Here is an 18,218-nt window from a genome sequence, read left to right as displayed (position 1 = left end):
AAAAGCTTAGAGTTGCTCATCTAAAAGGATATCCTGCTCAGTGACGCCTTCACCAAAGAATGGGGCTAGCTCTTGGTCATACAAGTCTTTAAACACGCCATCTTTGCTGTATTGGGCATAAGTTTCATTGATCCAGTTTAAGAGGCTGGTATTGCCCTTTTTAACCGCTGGGTTGTTGGTTTGCACCGGACCTAATTCCTTAATAGATACTACGAAGTCTGGGTTCTCTTTTACCCAAGGGAAAAGATAGGAGTTGTCATCAACCAAACCATCGCCACGGCCATCCGCCAAGGCTTGGAATTGTTGGTGCTTAGACTCATATTTTTCCAATTCCGCATCAGGATATTCCTCAGTAAAGAGGACCTCAGCAGTGGTACCCTTGTTGAGGATAATCTTCTTACCAGCCAGCTGGTCGGCTGAGCTAATCGGGGCGTCCTTAGGTGAGGCCAGACCGATGGCCACCTTCATATAAGGGTCGGCGAAGTCAACTACCTCTTCACGTTCAGGTGTCTTGGTAAAGGTGGCCATGACCACGTCTACCCGGTCAGCATTAAGCGATTCTACCCGCTCTTCAGCGTTCACGGTCACAAATTCCACCTTGTCTGGGTCCCCCAAGAGGTCTTGGGCCATCTTGCGAGATAGTTGGACAGCATAACCTTGGTAGTTACCATTTTCATCCACCCAAGAATAAGGCTTGAGGTCGCCCCAAACCGCTACCCGTAGGACATCGCGGTCCTTAACCGCTTGGAGGCTATTGTCTGTGCCAGAATTGGCTTGGTCGCCACTAGCTGACGAGTCGCTACCACCAGCCCCGCAGGCCACCAAGACTAGGCTGAGGGCAAAAATTAGGGCTAGGGAAAGATATTTCTTGATATTTTTCATTATATTCATTCCTTTCAAATATTAAGCATTGGCTGCTAAAAAATTATCAAAATTCAAACTGGCCAGGAAATCCTGGGCCCGTTGGCTTTGGGGCCGGTCAAAGAAGGCTGCAACCGGGCTGACCTCCACCACCTGGCCCTGGTCGAGGAAGACAATTTGGTCACTGACACGGCGGGCAAAAGACATCTCATGGGTCACAATGACCATGGTCTTGTCCTGCTTGGCCAGGTCTAATATCACCAGCAAGACCTCATTGACAATCTCAGGATCCAAGGAAGCCGTAATCTCGTCTAAGAGAATTAGGCTAGGCGCCATGCACAAGCAGCGAACAATAGCCACCCTTTGCTTTTGTCCCCCTGACAAGGCACTCGGCTTGCGGTCTTCATAGCCAGCCAGACCCACCTGGGCCAAAAGTTGGCGGGCCGTGTCCTGAGCTTGGTCAGGAGCCTGACCTAAAACCTTAATGGGCGCCAGGCAGCAATTGTCTAGAATCGACAGATTAGGAAAGAGGTCATAGGACTGAAAAACCATGCCAATCTCCTGGCGCAGGTTCTGCCAGTCTGCTTCCCTGGCCCCTATTTCCTGGCCCTTAAAGACCAGACTGCCTTGGTCAATCTTTTCCAAACCATTGAGGCAACGCAGGAGGGTCGACTTGCCCGAACCAGAGGGCCCAATAATCGTGGTCACCTGGCCTAGTGGGATATCCAGGTCAATCCCGCGGAGGATTTCCTTGTCGCCAAAGCTTTTATGGACACCGCGGATTTGCATTAAATTTTCGGTCATCAAGAAAGCTCCTTTCCTAAACGTTTTTCCAGGTACTTGGACAGCTGGCTAATGGGGAAACAAATCGCAAAACACAGGCAAAAGATAAAGCCATAGACCCAAAAGGAAGCCGTCGGTACGGTATAGGTATAATTTTCAATAATCTGGGTGCCGATGCGGATGATCTCATCCACCCCAATCATCAACAAGATAGAGGTCGACTTAAAGACCCGAGTAATCAGGTTGACACAGGGGGCAATCAGGCTGCGCAGGCACTGGGGCAGGATGACATAGCGGTAAATTTGCCCCGGTGACAAGGCCAGGGCCCGGGCACTATCCAGTTGGCTTTTAGGAATAGCCCGGATCGCAGCCTGGACCAGGTCTGACACTTCAGCAGATACCCAAATCACAAAGACCAAAACCGAAACCGTAAAATTGGACCAAGTGGCCGAACTAACCTGGGGCAGACTATAGTAGAAGACATAGAGTAAGACCAAGAGGGGCAGAATCCTCACCATCTCCAGATAGAGCTTAAGAATTACTTCCACCCACTGCCTACCCAGGGTCCGTAAAATACCCAGGATAATTCCTAGAGGCAAGCCTAAAATCAGGGACAAGAGGGAAATTTGCCCAGCTGTCACCAAACCAGCAAAGATTCGGGCCAGGTTCTGACCCGCAAAAATAACTTCATATCCGGACACGAGCCAGCCTCCTCTCCAGCAAGTTTAAGATAATAATGACCGGTAAAATCAAGAGGATATAAAAGCCTACCAAAAGCAGGAGGTATTCCCCCGTCCGGTAATAGAGACCAATTAAATTTCGAGTTTGGTTGGTCAAATCCATAATGGCAATCCCAGATAAAACCGAGGTCTCCTTCAAGAGAAAAATCGCATTGGCCCCTAATGATGAGAGGCTGACTGGTAGGGCCTGGGGAAAAATCACATAGCGGGCCAGCTGCCAGGGACTGAGGGCCAAGGCCCGGCCAGATTCAACCTGGCTCTTGGGCACCGCCTCATAGGCTGATCGAAAAGCCTCCAGCATATAAGCCGTCCCTAGAAAGGTCAAACCGACAATCGCCACCGTCTCCTTCTCCATGGTCAAACCCAGCTTGGGCAGGCCATAATAGAGAAAAAACAGTTGGATTAATAATGGCGTATTGCGGGCTACTTCCACATAAGCCCTGAGCAAGGGACTAACAACCGGCAGCTTGAAGTAGACCGCCAGGCTGGCTAGAAAGCCCAGGACCAGGCTCAGCACCACCCCAGTAGCCCCCAGCAACAGGGTATTGGCGAAAGCCTCGATATAAAGGGGCAAGGCCCTGGCAATCATTTCTAAACTCATCAACCACCCTTCTTTCTTGTCAATAAATATCAGTTTATATGATAGTTTTATCATACCGGATTGCGGGCAGAATTGCTTAACCGGTTTGCGAACTCAGGTGATTAGTCCAAACGATTACTGGCCCCTTATTAACTAGCTCTAGGCGGACCGAGGCAAGCAGGCCAAACCCTCTAGCCTACTGAGGTTAACCAGGAATCAGGACCTCCCCACAAAAAACCACAAAAAAAGAGCCAAAGCACTGTCCTCAGAACACATGCTTCAGCTCTTTATGTCATTTAATCACTTAAAATCCGGGCTCTTTGTCAAATAGTGTTGGTGACATTAAAGATCGAAGTTTTGACTTCGGTCTTTTTTATTTTTTCTAGCCATAGGCTAGAGTCTCCAGAGAATTGGTCATCTGTTCAACAGCCATAGCACCGGTTCGAGCCAAGGTCTCTCACCTCGCCAGCCTCAAACAAGCTGTAGTCAATCGCTATATCCGTACGTCGCTTTGCTCCTACGGCTCTAGGATTGTCACAGCTTGTATTTCTTTGGCGTGCTTAACATGGCTAACAGATGCCCATTCTCTTCCGCCTCTAGTAAAAAATATCTTTTAACTTAGGCACATAGGGCCCTAGATTCTGTATCTAGCTTTTCAATCTTTCTATTTATGGTAGGTTTATTTTCCCTCTTTACCTCATATGATTTAAAGGAAAGAAAAGCCCTTGCCCTTAAATGATAAAAATTGCGGTAACCAAATCCGGAACGCTTAATATTCTTAATTTTATTATTCATACCCTCAATTGGCCCATTGGAAAGTGTATAACGAAAGCTATTGATAATAGCAGGTAAGTATTTGAGCAGAGTATTCATCGTTTTTCTCAATTTCTTCGGGAGCCGTTGGCTCTTATTGCGACTAATTGTATGTAGGAAAGCATTGATATTCCCTGTTTTAAGGTGATATTTGAGCTCATTGACGACATCATAGACTTTTCTAAATTTACTGTCGATATTAAGCATAAATTCAACTATACCTGCTTCTGTTATAAGGCCATCAAATAAGCGATGTGTGCGGTAATTAACACTATTCAGTGCTTCTTGGTTCTTTAAAATCAGCTTCCATAACTGTTTCAATTTCCGATAGTGTGTTGATTGCTTAGGTTGTTGATTCATCACAAGAATCCGTTGGCTATTCAAAGTCTGATTCAGTAGTTGAACAATATGGAATCGGTCAATAATAATTTTCGCATTTGGAAAGATTTGTTGTAAAAAATCATAATAAGGTGAGTACATATCCATGGTAATCGTTTCAACTAGCTTTCTCTTTTCCAGAGGGAAACGCATAAAATAATCTCTTAAATAAGCTTGCGTCCGATCTTCTAATATATCAAATAAACGATGATTAGCTGCATCCACTAGGATGCAAGACATAGCGCCTGAGACATTTTTAACAGATTTAAACTCATCAATAGATAAATGCCTAGGTAGTTGCCGGTAACTTTGTTTGAATTGTTTAGCAGTCGATTCAAGCAGACGAATAACCGTAGAATTTGAAATATTAAGTTTTTTAGCGATTAAGGACATACTTTGCGACTCTGATAATTCTTGTATCGCTAAACACTTGATTTGGCGACTAATAAAGCAATTTTTAGCAACTAGATTAGAAGAGGCTGTAAACGTAATTTGGCAATTTTTACAGAAAAATCGCTGTTTTTTTAATACTAAAGAGATTGGTTGTGTGTTGAATTCACCTATTAAAATGCGCGATAGTTTATAACCATGCTTAATAATACTAGCTTGGTCAGCCTCCTTATGGAGGCAATTTGGACAGCTGTCTGGTTGATAAGTTAGTGTGCCGTAGATTACTTTATGAGTCACTTGTTTAATCTTTTTAATCGTTACCTTGTCCTCTAATTTAATATTTTCGTCTGTAATACTTAATAGGTTTTTGATACAATCATTTTGAGCCATGTGAATTCTCCTTTGTAGTTTTGTCTGACAACTTAATTATAAAGAATTCACTGGCTTTTTGTGATTCCAAATAAAAAAAGGTGTCAGTGAGTTTTTACTCACCAACACCAAAAAGTATAGAACCAAAATCCGCCAGCTCCTCTATCAGCTTAAGCTGATTAGTGCAGGGCCTTTTGGATTTCGGCAATCTGTTGTTTAGTTGACTCAAGTCCGCCACCAGATAAGTACCAGAGATCGGGACTCAATTCGTAAACCGCCCCTGCCTGGCTGGCCTTGGTTTCCTTGAGGGCTGGGCTAGCCAATAAGTCCTCATCATCAGCGGCAGAAATGGCAGCCGTCCGGTCAATCACAAAAATACGGTCAGGATTCATATCATCAATTTCCGCCCCCGTCACCTGGCGACCATGTGCCGCCGTGATTTCCGTATTGTCAGCCGTTTGGAAATTGAGGTATTGGTAGATAAAGGCAAAACGCGAATGACCTGAAAAATCACGGTAGTCACCCTCACTCAACATTAGGGTCAAGGTTTTCTGGTCACTATGGTCCGCATTATAGGCCTGAACCTGGTTGGCAGCTTGGTCCAACGCCGCAATCAAGGCCTGGGCCTGGTCTTCCTTGTCGAAAATCTTAGCCAACTCCAGGTTAATGTCGCGGAAGTGTTGCCAATAATGCTCATTGGTCGTCTCATAATGGAACACTGGCGCAATTTGGCTAAGTTCCTGACTGTGCTTACGCGCCCGTTCTGACAAGATAATGAGGTCTGGTTTAGCCGCCTTAATCACCTCTAAATCAGGATCATGCAAGTTACCAATATCGGCAATATCAGCACTGATTTGACCGAGATACTTGGGTTGGTGGCTCTTAGGCGCTGCCACAATCTTGTCAGCTAAACCTAGGGCAACCAGGCTATCATAATCAGGATAACCAGTGACCACCACACGCTCAACCGGTTCGTCAATTTGGATGGTAGATGTTGCATCATAAAAACTCTTAAATTCTGTCATTTGATCAACCTCCCTATTCTATCGTCTAGTATAGAAGTCTTGGGGCGTGTTTGCAATAAAAAGGCTTGCAAGAGGATGTGAGGGCTGGCGTTAAGAACTGAATCCTTGGAATAAAAACGACCAATATCGCAGATATTGTGTCGGATTTTATGAAAGGACTTCAGTTCAGCTTCTTGGAACCCGACTAGATAGGATGTGAGGGCTGGCCCTAGACTTTAAAAAGCCGCTCAGCATTAGCCTGGCTAATCATTGCCAGGTCTTGGTCAGAAAGATGCATGCTAGCTAAAAAGTCGCGACTGTCCTGGCGTTTGACATAGGGATAGTCCATAGACCAGAGCACCCGTTCCGGACCAATTAAGTCCAGGCATAGCTGCATGGCCTCAGGGTCATACATATCACTGGGAGTCAGGTAAATATAAGGTCTGGAATAATCAAGTCGGTATTGTCCAGACCTCCCATGCCGAGCGAACTGAAGAAGACATGGAGACTTTATTATTTTCTTATGAATATAAGAAAGGTAACAGCTTAACAGATATCATCGCCTTTCACGTAAATTTTGAAAATATTCATCCATTTGCCGACGGAAACGGCAGAGTTGGTCGCTTAATCATGTATAAAGAATGCCTTAGAAATAACACCTGCCCTTTGTCATTCAAAATGACCAACAAATTGACTACAAAGAAACCCTTGATACCTATAGGTCTGGCCAGACTGATGACTTAACAGCCGTCATAAAAATCTCACAAGTAACATATAGTGAAAAATTAGCCTCGTTAGGTATAGTGATTGATTAGCATAAATGATTTAACCCCGCTTGAGAAATTCAAACGGGGTTTTTGGGTGTAAGTGTAGTTTGCTATGATTTTTGAACAGCATTTCAAGCCCGAATTAAGGAACTCGGTCTACTCATGACTCTATGTATCAGCAAGGGAACCTCATCCGGGGCTTCGACTCTGAAACCCTTATTTTAGGTATCCTATCCGATCTCATTGGTCTCGGTGTAGCCTACGCTGCCACCCTGCCTATTAGCCTGATTATCGAACACCCAACTGGACTGGTTGCCATAGCCAAACTAAACCCTGGCACAGCCTAGCCTTACTGATTACCTCCACCGGTCTAGCTACATTAGGCGCCATGTCCCAGCCCAGATGACAGCTAATAAGGATGCAACGGAGGCATTAAAAAGTAGTCTAAAAATTTACGCTATTCCTCTTTAGAATATTCCAAAGCAGATAAATTTTATGGGTTGAATTGGAAATAATTTATAAATAATCTTCTAATTAGTTTCCATTTAATTTAGTAAAATCAAGCATAAATAATTAAATTATTTGAAGCAAGCAAAACAAATCTTAATTTCAAACCCTTAAACCAAATTGTTCGAAAATATTTTAGAGAACATATTTCAACTTAAATTATAAAACAAAAAAATTGCTATAAATTTTTTCCCAGTGACCTTATCTAACAATAAAGTTAAAGCTAAAAGATATTCAAAATTATTTAATCTCCTAATTAAAATAAGATAAATTTATTTTTAAAAAGGAGATTAAAAATTAAAATCAAATTTATCAACAAACAGATACAATATTTGGTTAAATTAAAATTTCATTTTTATATTAATTGCGCGTTCAAAACCCATTCCAATAACGGTTGGTGTTCCATATAGCTCTTTTTATCTAATAACTGATACTTATCATTATTCAACTCAATGATTTTTAAATTACCATAAAAATGAAAATCACCTTGTTTAAATCCTATAGAAGAAAAAATCAATTGAGCATAATTAGATGCTCCTTCTAAAATATATTTTATTAAAGCTTGCTCCTTATCCTCGTCCATCTCAGCATTCTTAGGACTATCTAATACCATAGGTAAAAATACTGAGTTCGCGTTAATACCTTTTTTTAGATTATTTAAAGAAAAATACCAGATGACAGTTGATATTGGCTTATTGCTTCCGCTAGCACAGAACACTCTATGAATAGATTTATATTGACTATCTTCTAACTCGTTTAGCCCAAATTTTAATACCATTTCATTAATCAATGCATGATATTTTTTATTAATATCGGATTTCTCTTCACCTACTGTTTTTAACTCCTCATCAATATCTTCCACTTTATCTTTCAACTTCAATTGATTGTGATATTCAGTATACATATCTCTATTTAAGCTATTATATAAATCATTTAATCCCTTATAGCTTGCATAATTATCAATTTCATCCTTTGTTGAGTTAATATTATTTTTATATGACTGCATTTTATTTGACAGATAACGATATTGATTTTCCAATTGAATAATATTTTGTTCCACTTTTTTCATTGCTATAAATATACTATCTTTAATATATATCGAATCTTCAATTGAATTATAGCGTTTGCTCCTTAAATCAATCGTATTACTTAAGACTGTATGACATTCTGGACACGTACTATTCATAAAAATACTATTTATTTCTTGCTCTTTAGTTTCTCTGTATTTCTCTATTTGACTAATGGCTACTTCTAGTTCATATTTTTCATTTCTAAAGTTTGTCAATTTGTATCTAATTTCATTCATAGAATCAAGTAGCGTATTATATTCCTTGGATTTTATACATAGTTCATTTTCTAACTCCTCTATATTTTCAGGTACTATAATATTCCCTATTAATCCTGATATCTTTATTTTCATCTCATTAACTTTAGAATATTCAGATTCTGATTGCGCTATTTCTTCAAGCAAGTTTTGTTTGTTTTTTATCCGTTCAAAATATTGCTTATTATATACTCCAAGGTGAGAATAAATCACGTCTGGTTTAAAATTCCTATATTGACCCAAGTTTCTAAATGAATTAAATTTGGTCCCATCATAAAAATCTTGATCTATAAAATTCATTACATAGGTATATGCGGGGGGAGCAAGTTCCAGCATTTTTGTATCCCTGTTTGGCAAAAATATTTTAAATGACCAAATATCTCCCAAAAAATCTGCTAGTTCTGTTCTTGAAAATGTTTGAAAAATTATATTTATATCTTTATCAAAAGCTTTAAAGAGCTTTTGATGTCGATAAATATAATACTTCCTTTTTTCAACTAAAAATTCTAACAAATATACCTTGTTTTGATTTTTCCATTTTTTATCAAAGTGAGAATCTGCACCAAGCACATGATATAAGCTTCTTAATAAAACAGATTTTCCTCTATCTGTACCATCAACGCTGCTTGAGGTGATAATATTTACACCTTTATCAAAACTAGTTACAAAAGCCTCTTCTGTTAGAATATCAAATATGAATATTTTCTCGAATATCACGTTCAATAGACGTCACCTCCTTCAACATATATATAAAATATTTTGAGATAGACTATATGCTTAAATTCTTGGGAATACTCTACAGTAAATTCTTTGTCAAATTCTGCACTCAAATTACTAATTAGTGAATCCTCATCGATTATCAAGTCTTCATTACTTAATATATAATCAAAAATCGATACTTCTAAGTTTCTTAAATCATGACTATGTTCATTATTTAACAAGTCAGTAAGAGCCATATTATAGCGTCTTCTTTCATTGACAGGCAAGCCGCTAATGTATTTCCTTGTTAGCTCGATACCTGTTAATGATTTTTTTCTATGGGATTCAAGCATTTTATCAAACTCAGCTCTGGATATTCCTTTTAATTTTTTTACATCCTCATAAGTTGTAATATTCTCCTCGTAACAAGCTTTCTGCTGAGCGGTTTCGGAAACAAGTCTGTATAAAGCATTTGGATTGTTAGGTTCTTCATGTTTAATTTTTTCGAATGATTCTACTAATTTTCCTAATAACGCATGGTGCGGTTTATTCAAGTCCGTTCCATCACATATGTAGAAGGTGTTCTCCAGACTAACATCTTTGATATCTAATTCTTCTATCAACTTTTGCTTGATCAACTTCAAAGATTCTTTATTAAGCTCTCCTAAGCATACCTCGGACCTCAAATCCTCATTTTTACCGACTTTAAGATATTTATTGCAGACTACTGCTAACTTTACTTTTTCACTAGGTGTATATAAAGCATACAATTTTCCTAAGATAGAATTGGAATTTCCCGTACGGTTTGTAAGCTTTTTAAGGTTATAATTTCCTCTACTCATAGTCTTTACCTGATAAAACTCAACTCCATCTTCATAATGAAGTTCTATATCACATTTAAAATCAAATATGAGTGTATAATCACCATCTTTCTCGTGTGCATCAATTAATTTACTTATTCCCCACAGTAATTCCACTCTAAATCTATTTTTAGTTCTACTTCCAGCTAAATCCAATGGCAAGTTCATGTAGTAGTCTGAATAGCTCATCACCTTTCCTCCTTTCTGCCATTTCTTACATAATCTATAATTTTGAAATTTCCTTAATCATAGCTACAATATCGTCATTTTTAAGCTGTTTCTCAAACACGACATTCACACCTTCTTGCTTTAATGTCTCAAAGAATCTCTCCGCCGATTTAATCCTGTATTCTTCCCCACGTCTTAATCCTTTATCATCATCCATATCTTTGGTTTCAACAATAAAATTAATTTCATATTTGCCATCCTCAGAATTTATCACGTACATGAAATCTGGGCTTGTCGTCCCCCCCATAAACAAAGGTATTTGAATTGACTTTCTAGGAATTTTTCCAAACACAACTACTTCCTCAATATCGCTTGATAAAAGAGTCTGCCGCTCTTTAGGACTATCATAAATTAAGCTATCATAGATAAAGCGTTCTGGTACATCTATAGTATCATCACGATGAATACCTAAAACTCCTTGAGATATGTGATTTACAACATCTCCATTGTAATCTGTCAAGCTTGTTTCTTTCGCATCAACATCTAATGGTTTATATGAAAACTTCTTCAATAATTTTTCATCAAGCCATTTGTTGAATTTTCTTACAGCTAAAGCAATGCCAGTACTTGTAAATAAGCGATTATCAATTTCGCCTTGTTCATCATTAAATTTACACAACGTCTTATGAACTATGTTTATAGGAATACCCGTCTGTCTATTAATTTCTTTAAGAAAATTACCATATGTTATTTTGTCATCTCCGAAGAAATAGTTTGCTACACGTTCACGTAATATAATCTCACCCTCTGAAGACTCCGTTCTTCTTGCTCTGACATCTATAGTCATATCTCTATAGATATCAGCATTCAATACATCATAAAGAGCTTCACTTATTTCTTCATCAGGTATGTCTTCAAATTTTAAATAATATTTTTTATTAATCGTTATCCACAGGTCGCTAATATCATCAAACTTATCTTTTCTAACCTTCACAAAGTTTTTTTCTTATTACCGTCAAGAACCTTATTGGGCTTAAGCTCGGCTAATGCTTCAGGATAGTCTGCATATAGATCATCGATTTTTTCAGGTTGAATGTTTCCCTCAAAATCAATGTATTGCTTCATAAGCATCTCGCCAAAGATTTCATTCTCTGACTTATTTCTAATCTTGGCAATTTTAGCAAGCGATTTTTTGATATTCATGCTTCGTCCAGGTGTATCCGCTTGAATTTCTCCAAGTAATTTGCTTGCGAAACCTTTTTCAGAATAGTCAATGAGATACCTAAGATAAAACTGCTCATCTGCAATTCTTCTTCCCTTCTCATCTACTGGAAGTCTAAGTCCTCGTCCAACTTCTTGTAGTTTGCTAATTTCTGAGCCAGATGACCTTAGCTTAACAATTTGAAATACATTAGGGTTATCCCAGCCTTCTTTCAATGTCCATTTTGAAAAAATAAAACGCATAGTATTCCAATTGTCTTTTGCATCATGAAAATCCAACAAAAACTCTTTATCTCTTAGAATTTTATCGACTTCGTTTTGAATATCCTCCTCTGAAGTAGAATTATCCTCACTAAAATATCCTCCATTGGTTTTTGAAATATCTGCTAAAGAAGATTCAAGGTAAGACTTATATTCTTGCAACCTCTGGTCTTTTGTATTTCCTATTGAATGGATTTCTCTGTTAAGAGCTTCTGATAGCATGTTTTCAAATTTGATTCTTAAATGGCCAGGCCCACCTTCTTCATCTCGATAAGACCTAACAGAATCAATAAAATACAAACTTAAGGTTTTTATCTTATTACCTCGTAAGAAATTTTCTTTTTCGGTCTCAAGATGGTTAATAATAGACTGCCTTAACATAAGTTCTTGATAAGTCTCTGTATAAACCCCCCCATAAACTATGTCGCTTTTTGCTAAGATCTGGCCATTGGATAAAGTTACACCACTTTTAATCGATTCATCAGATGTTGGCCCTATCTCTTCAATATTAATGCCTGAAAACTCCTCACCAAAAACAGAAAGATTGTCACCTTTTGATAGTTCTTGAAATTTCTTTGTTTCTTCATCTCTAAAAGTACAAACTTTAGGATTTCTCTTAAAATCCATAAGTTTTAACTTAGTTTCATTTTCCTTTTCAGCGTCAATCATAAAGGTCTCCACACCTTTTACTAAATTCTGATTAAAGGCTTGACTTGAGCCAAGGTTGAAAATTAAATTGTTATAATCTTTATCTTTAGATCCTTTTTTATCAGGGAAAGTCGCCCCAAAACGAATAATACATTGAGGCTTAATTTCTTCTAATATCCTTTTGTAAGCTTGATTCTCTTTTTTAAATCGATGAGGTTCATCGATAATGACGATAGGTTTAGTCGCTCTTAAAGTTTCGTATGGTTGGGTGAAGTTACCTAAAATAGTTTGATCATAATCATCCTTTGCCATAGTTGCATTAGACAAAAGCATACCAGAGGTCATTAATAAAACAGAAAATCGATTTTTCTCTAAACTTGTTCCTCTTGCAAATTCAGAGATAGCTGTCGGGACATTTTCCTGCCTTTAGCTTTTTTTTGAGGTTCTAATATGGACAAATCTAGAGCTTTATTTGGATACAAATCAGCGAAATGCCTTTTACTATAGTCTGCTTGAAGAAAACTCTTGCATCCTTCTTTAATTGGTGTTGAAGGCACTAAGAGAATAAACTTATTAAATCCATACATTTCATTAAGTTCATACATCATTCTAGTATAGCAGTACGTTTTACCAGTACCTGTTTCCATGCGAATATCAATACCTAGATAGTCCTCATCATCTCTTGTACGCCATAATTTCGGAATTGCTTGTAAATCTTCATAACCATTCCATAAATCATTGATATTCTCCCTAATTTTATTGTCCGATAAATCGATCACAGGATTTTGATGGATATCTTCACCTGGTATAACCCGAATATCTTCATAGGCTTTTCGCAGCGCTTTTAGAAAATCATTTTGGTGAGGTAGAATTGATAGTTCTATGCTCATTATTAAAACCTCTCAATCAATGCCACATTCTTGTTGTTTCTTAAAACTTTGAGATTTTTTCTCACCTCTTGTAGAACACTAAAACGAACAGAGTGAACATACACAACTACTCTAGTAATATCTAATTCTTCATTTTCAATCCGTTTAATTAAAGTCATTACATCTTCATCTTCTAAACCTTCATCGATTATATAAACAGATTTTTCAATCAAATCTGCCAGATATTGTTTTAGCTCATAGGGTTTTGAATTTTTTGACAGGCCATAACCGTCTTTATTGAGCCAAGTTGTCAGTATGTTTTGTTTTCCTTTAGCATGCCCATTATCAAATACAGAAATCATGTCATCCGTAATCAATTTAATGTCTGGTTCAAAGTTTTCTAATTCTAAAAGTGTTTTTTCACTTGGAGTTTCTAAGAAGTAGAGCTTATATCCATAATCTATATCCGCATTAGTTTCTTCTTTAATTTTTTTTTGCTGCTTTTTCTATTCTAGCGCTCCCGACTTCATCAATTGTTTTATAACCTAGTTTATAAGCTGGTTTATTCTCATCAATCTGTTCTGGCAATTGAACCATAATATATTTTATATGACTATTTTTTTCAGCATTTAGTTTTAATACTGCTTCAGCTGTTGTACTGGATCCAGAGAAAAAATCAAGTACTATAGAGTTTTCTGATTGTGAAATTTGTAATAATATTTCAATAAATTCAATTGGTTTGGGGTTAGTAAAGACATCCTTAGCTCCAAATAAGTTTTTTAAATGAATTGAGGCTTTTTTATTTCCTTCAGTTCCAATCAGTAAATTTGATATTTGCTTAGTTCTTCCCTCTAAGTAGTATTTCACATAAGGTGTCCAATTAGATCTTTTATATCCATCAACAATTAATTCAGGTCTTTCTTTATATTCCCAGTGTATCATTTCCTTTTCGACAAGTTCTAAATAGCTATCATTGGACATTCTCCATCTGCTTAAATAGTTTTCAGGACCAAACGGATAAACTTCGCTTCCGTCTGGAGCTTCTATTGGAAAAAACATTGTCTCCCGATCTTCTTTTCTATCCTCATTACCAGTTTTTCTTAATTGAAGAATAGAATAACTTCCTTTTTCATCAATTTTATTAAACCTTTTTGAATCCTGTTCACTTAATGGTATTCCTCCCAAATCAAATAAATTTGTTTTAGAATAAGCAAGGCAATAATCTAAAGAGCTTCCAACTTTATTAGCGTCTTGACCCGTAGTTGTACCAGTTGCTCTTGAAAAGCAACCGACAAAATTTTCCTCACCAAAAATTTCATCACATATTAACCTTAAATTTGCTTGTTCATTATCATCAATAGAAATAAAAATTATCCCTTCATTTTCTAATAAATCCCTAGCGAGCAATAGTCTTGGGTACATAAAAGTAAGCCAAGCAGAATGCGTACTTTTCCCAGCTAAATCAATTATTCTATTAGCCTCTTCTTCTGAAATTCCAATTTTTGCGGAGAGTTCTTTCGAATTAAACTTAAAGTTATCAGGATAAACAAAGCCATCAGTGCCCGTATTGTACGGGGGATCGATATAAATACATTTTACTTTTTCGGTTCTCTTCTTTAGAATTATGCTCTATATCTGGAGAAATATATGTCTCTGATTCTAAGGAGCTAAGGTATTTAGCATAAGACTTACCTAAAAACTCTAGTTCATAGCCTTCTTTAGATAGCTCAACCTCTTCTAATTTTAGAAAATGGTTAAATTTATCTATTAAAAATTCTCCTTTATTATTAAAAAATTGGGGCAGCACTTCTTTTAATTTTTTTATTTCATAACTATTGGGATTAATATTTTTATTTTTCTTTAATTGATTTCCAATCATTTATTTTCCTCCTATGTAACATTCATCGACAATGTATCCCCAAAATCAACATCCAAAATTTAACTGATTTGATATAGCACGTTCATTGAAACAAATTCATCTTCTCCTACTTAGGATACGGTTGAAGGTGCAAGTCCAGCTTTCTCACTTAAATTTTTCTTACGCTTTTTTGCCTATAAAAATCTTCCATAGTACATTAATTATAGGCAACTTTAATATTACAGTCCCTTGTTTCACAAGTATGAACTTTCTTGTTACAATTTTACCAGATGTATTACTACTTTTTTTAACCAAAGAAGACAGTGGGATCTAAAGACCACACCGCCAATTTTATATTTCAATTTATATGTTTTAGTTCAATATTCGAGCTATTCTAGTGTTTCCTTATAAATCCGTTCATCGATACCATTTTTCTACTGCCAAATATGTACGGATATCATAACTGCCAATCTTCTTGCTGAGCTATATACACTTATGTTTAACTGATCTAAAAACTTACCGTTCTCCATCGAATCTTTAAAAATTTATTACTAATAACTGTTTAAACCTTTTTTTATTTTTGGGGCCTAAGTCGTAATATTCTAAACTTGATGAAAATTTGTATGGATGATTGCTTTTTCATCTACAATTTCACAGTAACGTTTAAGCTAGCATTCAGCATCCGAGTTTATTTAATAACAACGAATACGATGGGTGTCATTCTTTAGATATATAATTGAACACATTCGCTTTTGGTTGGCTATGTAGCTTCGTCTAGTTTCAACCTAGATATAGCATGTACTTATAGATGTACTAACTACTTTCTTACGGTCTTCTTAAGAAATTTATTCACAAATAGTGTCATAACTACCTTTATAGATAATAAGGTAACTCTGCAACGCATATTTAACTCAAGCCCTCATACACAAAACCCTGGTTTATTAATTTAATTTATAGGAAATCTTTATCGATGCTTTTTTCAGACAGATTAAAGTTTCTTATCTGCCATCCAAAAAGTCATATCATCACTTAACACTATATTGTTATTTATGGTATCGGCGAGCAACAAGTCATTATTATAACGCTTAAATGCGTACTCGATTACATAATTCCTTTATTGCATCTTATGCAGTAATGTAGTATCAGTATTTATGTAAATATTCTTCTCAGCAATTGAATAGACTAACTTAAATGTATAAGAAAACACCTATTTTTTAATGCAAATATCGCATTCATTTTAACTTCTAACGCTTAACAATAGTTAGCTAAACTAAAATTTATATAAAAATTGATTAATCTAATTTATCTAAAAATTTGGATTGTCATTTTTAGAATAACGAATAATATCCCCAACATCACAAGATAAAGTCTCGCAAATTCTCCCCAGTACGCTTAAACTAACCGTTTTATTTTTCCCCATTCTAGCCATTGTTGTTGAAGACATCTTTGTTTGCATTCTTAAGTCTTCTCGGGTCATACCTCGTTTTTTCAACATAACCCATAGCTTACTATAATCAAAAACCATAATACTCCCTTCATGAATTCCTATCCAATAATATTATTATATCAAAGAATATTCCTCAAACTTGATATATAATTCCTACAACTATTTAATTAAAGATAAACAAAACTCAGACCACTAATAAAGTAGTCTGAGTTCTTTTATTATCGACCTTTTACTGTATCTTCGCAAAAACTCCCTCCCCTTTACGTCTGAGGCTAATACCAGCTTCTAGCGCCACCATTCCCCCCATTAAACCATTCTCCTCGGATCAACGATCTTATCAAATACCTCATCCGATACGTATCCCAATACCTGATTAGCTGCCCTTAAGGATAGCTGATTCTTATGGGCATACTTGGCCAGCTCTGCTGCCTGGTCATAACCAATCTCAGGACTGAGCGCGGTCACTAGCATTAACGACTGGTCTAGGTATTCACTGATTTTTTCCTGGTTAGCTTGAATGCCCTGTAAGCAATTACGGTTAAACCCAGCTAAGCCTTGACTTAGTAATTCAATGGACTGAACTAGGTTATAGATGATGACTGGCATATAAGCATTCAACTGGGCTTGTCCCTGTGAATTAGCAAATGATACCGTGACATCATTGCCCAAAACTTGACCACAAATCATGGTAATAGCTTCGATTTGGGTGGGGTTGACCTTACCTGGCATAATGGACGAACCAGGTTCGTTGGCCGGTAGACTAATTTCACCAATACCGGTTCTTGGACCAGAAGAGAGAAAGCGCAAGTCATTAGCAATCTTATAAATATCAGTGGCAAAATCCTTGAGGCTAGCATGCAGACTAACCAAGAATCCTTTACTAGCTAAACCGTAAAACTTATTATCAGTGGGATACAGGTCTAAGCCGGTCAATTCAGTGAGAGCTTGACTCATTAATGTATCATAATCGGCTGGAGCATTTAGTCCGGTGCCAACTGCCGTCCCACCAATGGGGATGCCTCCTAGGCGGTCATTTGCCTGGCTGATAAGTTGTTGATGACTGGTAACGGCATAGGCCCAAGCTGAGATTTCCTGACCCAGGCTGATGGGGGTCGCATCCTGCAGGTGGGTCCGACCGGTTTTGACCACATCCTGGTAGGTATCTGCTAAATCATTTAGTGTCTCTACCAGGTCTGCCATAACTGGTAAGAGCTGGTTTTTTACTTTGGCCATGACGGCAATATGCATGGCTGTAGGAAAGACATCATTAGAGCTCTGGCTCATATTCACATGGTCATTGGGGTGGACAGCTATATTTGAATCCAATTGATTGGCAAGATGGGCAATCACCTCATTTACATTCATATTGGTTTGGGTGCCTGACCCCGTTTGCCAAACGGTTAAAGGAAACTGGTCATCGTAATCACCAGCCAGAACCTGATCACAGGCCTGACTAATTAACACACTTCTCTTTTCATCTAGTTTGCCTAGCTTTAAATTGACCTGGGCAGCTGCCTTCTTGATAACTACCACCGCCCTCACCTGATCTTTAGGCATCAATTCAACATTTTGCGGAAAATTATTTAACGAGCGTTGGGTTTGCGCCCCCCACAACTTATCTGCTGGGATTTCAACTGGCCCCAATGAGTCAAATTCGGTACGGTAAGTCAT

General features: G+C 37.5%; 19 protein-coding genes. 2 read left to right on the top strand and 17 right to left on the bottom strand.

Annotated features, from left to right (window positions below; genetic code table 11):
- Positions 1-6: 6 nt before the first annotated feature.
- The 7 genes from AWM75_RS07625 to AWM75_RS08650 form a co-directional block, all read right to left on the bottom strand.
- On the bottom strand, positions 7-882 hold the full coding sequence (locus AWM75_RS07625; RefSeq protein ID WP_067980404.1) for a transporter substrate-binding domain-containing protein: 876 nt from the start codon (positions 880-882) through the stop codon (positions 7-9).
- A 21-nt stretch (positions 883-903) separates the two neighbouring features.
- Positions 904-1,665, bottom strand: coding sequence for an amino acid ABC transporter ATP-binding protein (locus AWM75_RS07620; RefSeq protein WP_067980399.1), 762 nt, complete (start codon positions 1,663-1,665; stop codon positions 904-906).
- On the bottom strand, positions 1,665-2,345 hold the full coding sequence (locus AWM75_RS07615) for an amino acid ABC transporter permease (protein ID WP_067980396.1): 681 nt from the start codon (positions 2,343-2,345) through the stop codon (positions 1,665-1,667). The genes AWM75_RS07620 and AWM75_RS07615 overlap by 1 nt, the downstream gene beginning before the upstream one ends.
- Positions 2,332-2,985, bottom strand: coding sequence for an amino acid ABC transporter permease (locus AWM75_RS07610; protein WP_067980394.1), 654 nt, complete (start codon positions 2,983-2,985; stop codon positions 2,332-2,334). The genes AWM75_RS07615 and AWM75_RS07610 overlap by 14 nt, the downstream gene beginning before the upstream one ends.
- Positions 2,986-3,582: 597 nt before the next feature.
- Entirely contained in the window at positions 3,583-4,935 is a 1,353-nt protein-coding gene (locus AWM75_RS07605) for an ISL3 family transposase (RefSeq protein WP_067980391.1), read from the bottom strand.
- A gap of 158 nt (positions 4,936-5,093) precedes the next feature.
- Positions 5,094-5,939, bottom strand: a complete 846-nt coding sequence (locus AWM75_RS07600) for an ABC transporter substrate-binding protein (protein ID WP_067980388.1) — start codon at positions 5,937-5,939, stop codon at positions 5,094-5,096.
- A gap of 208 nt (positions 5,940-6,147) precedes the next feature.
- Entirely contained in the window at positions 6,148-6,333 is a 186-nt protein-coding gene (locus AWM75_RS08650) for an amidohydrolase family protein (RefSeq protein WP_074572674.1), read from the bottom strand.
- Here AWM75_RS08650 and AWM75_RS08645 point away from each other — a divergent pair.
- A complete protein-coding gene (locus AWM75_RS08645; protein ID WP_082702095.1) occupies positions 6,306-6,662 on the top strand; it encodes a Fic family protein in 357 nt (118 codons plus the stop codon). The genes AWM75_RS08650 and AWM75_RS08645 overlap by 28 nt on opposite strands.
- A gap of 193 nt (positions 6,663-6,855) precedes the next feature.
- A complete protein-coding gene (locus AWM75_RS08765) occupies positions 6,856-7,032 on the top strand; it encodes a hypothetical protein (RefSeq protein WP_158320184.1) in 177 nt (58 codons plus the stop codon).
- 515 nt (positions 7,033-7,547) lie between these two features.
- On the opposite strand, the gene AWM75_RS07595 is transcribed toward AWM75_RS08765, so the two are convergent.
- The 10 genes from AWM75_RS07595 to AWM75_RS07565 all read right to left on the bottom strand — a co-directional run bounded on the left by AWM75_RS07595 (position 7,548) and on the right by AWM75_RS07565 (position 18,218).
- Complete coding sequence (locus AWM75_RS07595) at positions 7,548-9,233, bottom strand: hypothetical protein (protein ID WP_234946636.1); 1,686 nt, start codon at positions 9,231-9,233, stop codon at positions 7,548-7,550.
- A gap of 2 nt (positions 9,234-9,235) precedes the next feature.
- Complete coding sequence (locus tag AWM75_RS07590; protein WP_067980381.1) at positions 9,236-10,264, bottom strand: dsDNA nuclease domain-containing protein; 1,029 nt, start codon at positions 10,262-10,264, stop codon at positions 9,236-9,238.
- Positions 10,265-10,298: 34 nt separating this feature from the next.
- Positions 10,299-11,237 carry a restriction endonuclease gene (locus AWM75_RS08810; protein WP_200778330.1) on the bottom strand — a complete coding sequence of 313 codons (939 nt, stop codon included), beginning with the start codon at positions 11,235-11,237 and terminating at the stop codon, positions 10,299-10,301.
- Positions 11,234-12,775 (bottom strand): type III restriction-modification system endonuclease, encoded by a 1,542-nt coding sequence (locus tag AWM75_RS08805; protein ID WP_200778331.1) that lies wholly within the window; start codon positions 12,773-12,775, stop codon positions 11,234-11,236. The genes AWM75_RS08810 and AWM75_RS08805 overlap by 4 nt, the downstream gene beginning before the upstream one ends.
- Positions 12,745-13,263: a DEAD/DEAH box helicase family protein gene (locus AWM75_RS08880; RefSeq protein ID WP_200778329.1), complete on the bottom strand. Its 519-nt coding sequence runs from the start codon at positions 13,261-13,263 to the stop codon at positions 12,745-12,747. The genes AWM75_RS08805 and AWM75_RS08880 overlap by 31 nt, the downstream gene beginning before the upstream one ends.
- A gap of 2 nt (positions 13,264-13,265) precedes the next feature.
- Positions 13,266-13,604: a hypothetical protein gene (locus AWM75_RS07580; RefSeq protein WP_067980377.1), complete on the bottom strand. Its 339-nt coding sequence runs from the start codon at positions 13,602-13,604 to the stop codon at positions 13,266-13,268.
- 121 nt (positions 13,605-13,725) lie between these two features.
- A complete protein-coding gene (locus AWM75_RS08640; protein WP_234946635.1) occupies positions 13,726-14,826 on the bottom strand; it encodes a site-specific DNA-methyltransferase in 1,101 nt (366 codons plus the stop codon).
- Positions 14,798-15,121 carry a hypothetical protein gene (locus AWM75_RS08710; RefSeq protein WP_143236707.1) on the bottom strand — a complete coding sequence of 108 codons (324 nt, stop codon included), beginning with the start codon at positions 15,119-15,121 and terminating at the stop codon, positions 14,798-14,800. The genes AWM75_RS08640 and AWM75_RS08710 overlap by 29 nt, the downstream gene beginning before the upstream one ends.
- 1,285 nt (positions 15,122-16,406) lie before the next feature.
- Entirely contained in the window at positions 16,407-16,625 is a 219-nt protein-coding gene (locus tag AWM75_RS07570) for a helix-turn-helix domain-containing protein (protein WP_067980374.1), read from the bottom strand.
- A gap of 228 nt (positions 16,626-16,853) precedes the next feature.
- Positions 16,854-18,218 (bottom strand): class II fumarate hydratase, encoded by a 1,365-nt coding sequence (locus AWM75_RS07565; RefSeq protein WP_067980372.1) that lies wholly within the window; start codon positions 18,216-18,218, stop codon positions 16,854-16,856.

The sequence above is a fragment of the Aerococcus urinaehominis genome (genome assembly GCF_001543245.1).
In the GTDB taxonomy this organism is placed as follows: Bacteria; Bacillota; Bacilli; order Lactobacillales; family Aerococcaceae; genus Aerococcus; species Aerococcus urinaehominis.
The sequence above is the reverse complement of the archived record's forward strand: the minus strand, read 5'-3'. Positions and strand labels throughout refer to the sequence as shown.

What these genes read in the sequence shown, in the direction of transcription:
- AWM75_RS08710 (WP_143236707.1), bottom strand. Translation starts at nt 15,121, where the DNA reads ATGATTGGAAATCAATTAAAGAAAAATAAAAATATTAATCCCAATAGT.
- AWM75_RS08650 (WP_074572674.1), bottom strand. Translation starts at nt 6,333, where the DNA reads ATGTATGACCCTGAGGCCATGCAGCTATGCCTGGACTTAATTGGTCCG.
- AWM75_RS07620 (WP_067980399.1), bottom strand. Translation starts at nt 1,665, where the DNA reads ATGACCGAAAATTTAATGCAAATCCGCGGTGTCCATAAAAGCTTTGGC.
- AWM75_RS07580 (WP_067980377.1), bottom strand. Translation starts at nt 13,604, where the DNA reads ATGATTTCTGTATTTGATAATGGGCATGCTAAAGGAAAACAAAACATA.
- AWM75_RS07565 (WP_067980372.1), bottom strand. Translation starts at nt 18,218, where the DNA reads ATGACTTACCGTACCGAATTTGACTCATTGGGGCCAGTTGAAATCCCA.
- AWM75_RS08765 (WP_158320184.1), top strand. Translation starts at nt 6,856, where the DNA reads ATGTATCAGCAAGGGAACCTCATCCGGGGCTTCGACTCTGAAACCCTT.
- AWM75_RS07625 (WP_067980404.1), bottom strand. Translation starts at nt 882, where the DNA reads ATGAAAAATATCAAGAAATATCTTTCCCTAGCCCTAATTTTTGCCCTC.
- AWM75_RS07590 (WP_067980381.1), bottom strand. Translation starts at nt 10,264, where the DNA reads ATGAGCTATTCAGACTACTACATGAACTTGCCATTGGATTTAGCTGGA.
- AWM75_RS07610 (WP_067980394.1), bottom strand. Translation starts at nt 2,985, where the DNA reads ATGAGTTTAGAAATGATTGCCAGGGCCTTGCCCCTTTATATCGAGGCT.
- AWM75_RS07600 (WP_067980388.1), bottom strand. Translation starts at nt 5,939, where the DNA reads ATGACAGAATTTAAGAGTTTTTATGATGCAACATCTACCATCCAAATT.
- AWM75_RS08880 (WP_200778329.1), bottom strand. Translation starts at nt 13,263, where the DNA reads ATGAGCATAGAACTATCAATTCTACCTCACCAAAATGATTTTCTAAAA.
- AWM75_RS07605 (WP_067980391.1), bottom strand. Translation starts at nt 4,935, where the DNA reads ATGGCTCAAAATGATTGTATCAAAAACCTATTAAGTATTACAGACGAA.
- AWM75_RS07570 (WP_067980374.1), bottom strand. Translation starts at nt 16,625, where the DNA reads ATGGTTTTTGATTATAGTAAGCTATGGGTTATGTTGAAAAAACGAGGT.